Here is a 543-nt window from a genome sequence, read left to right as displayed (position 1 = left end):
GGACGGGGCGAAATCCTGCGGTAACGTGTCCAGAGGGATTTGAACCCCCGACCTATCCGTTATGAGGGGACAGCTCTAACCGCTGAGCTACAAGCGCGGAGATGTACCCATAGCCCTTCTGATATTGGTGCGCTACCATATCCCCTGATACGCTCGGCCTGTCGCACATGACGGGATGCCCCTTGGTCCTGCACGCGATAACGCCCGCTCAGATTTTACGACCGCGAACCGCGATATAGGTCAAGCCCGACGCCCAGAAGGAAGGACCGGATGCGCATCACAGACCCTCAGCACCGCAGAACGGCGTCCCAGATGGTTGAGGGCGGCCCGTGACAGAGCAAGCGCTTGACCGGGCCTTGGGTGCCCTGATCGGCCTCGCGGTCGGAGACGCGCTCGGCGCCCCCGTGGAGTTCTGCAGCCGGGGCTCCTTTGAGCTCGTCACCGGAATGCGATCCGGCGGCGTCTTCAAGCTGCCGGCCGGGGCGTGGACCGACGACACGGCGATGGCGCTCTGCCTCGCAGACAGCCTGCTCGCTGCGCCTG

The 543-nt window shown here is 64.5% G+C and carries 1 protein-coding gene; it reads left to right on the top strand.

The genetic code is table 11. The features are described from left to right. Positions 1-329: 329 nt before the first annotated feature. Positions 330-543 (top strand): ADP-ribosylglycohydrolase family protein (locus M3N55_RS16685; RefSeq protein ID WP_249060984.1); only part of this gene is annotated, 214 nt, incomplete at its 3' end.

Origin of the sequence: Roseinatronobacter domitianus (assembly GCF_023336755.1) — a bacterium.
Classification (GTDB): Bacteria; Pseudomonadota; Alphaproteobacteria; order Rhodobacterales; family Rhodobacteraceae; genus Roseinatronobacter; species Roseinatronobacter domitianus.
The sequence above is the reverse complement of the archived record's forward strand: the minus strand, read 5'-3'. Positions and strand labels throughout refer to the sequence as shown.